A 616-nucleotide genomic window follows, 5' to 3' on the forward strand; every position below is an offset into this window, starting at 1 on the left:
GCACCCCACGGCCGCGGCGATCAGCGTGTCCACCAGCTCGACCCGGCGCGCCCCGAGCCCGGCCAGCGTCTCGGCCGCGGCGCGCCGGGCCAGCGGGTCGGCGTCGTGCGAGACGCAGACGGCGGCCCGCAGCAGCGGCTTGCGCCGCCAGGCGCGGCGCACCTTGTTCCCGACGAAGAACCGCAGCATGCGCTGGGCGATGTCGATGTCCACGACGGTGCCGCCGCTGACCGGCCGCACGACGCGGATGTGCCCGGGCGTGCGGCCCGTCATCCGCTCGGCCAGCGAGCCGACGGCGATGAGCGAGCCGGTACGGGTGTTCACCGCGGCGACGGTCGGCTGGTTGACGATGAGCCCGACCTCCTTGAGGTAGACCCGGGTCCGGGCGGCGCCGAGATCGACGGCCACCGAACAGCGGCACAGTTGCTCAAGGCTGAGGCTCACGAGGCACTCCCTTATCCCACTCGCCCGGGTGACACCGGAGCCGCCCGCCCGGCGGCCCCACGCTCATCGTCCGAGCCCCCCGGCCCCCGCGCGCGCTGGACTACGCCGCCCGCATGACCCCCCATCACCCGCGCCCGCCCACGCGCCGCGCACCGAGCCCCGGCCCACGCCC

1 protein-coding gene is annotated in these 616 nt (G+C 76.3%); it reads right to left on the bottom strand.

Features of this window, described 5'->3' with window-relative positions:
• Positions 1 to 444: rod shape-determining protein (locus KUM32_RS41365; protein ID WP_217146786.1), on the bottom strand; the 444-nt coding region annotated here is incomplete at its 3' end.
• Between the last annotated feature and the right edge of the window lie 172 nt (positions 445 to 616).

It is taken from the genome of Streptomyces sp. AC627_RSS907 (assembly GCF_019049165.1).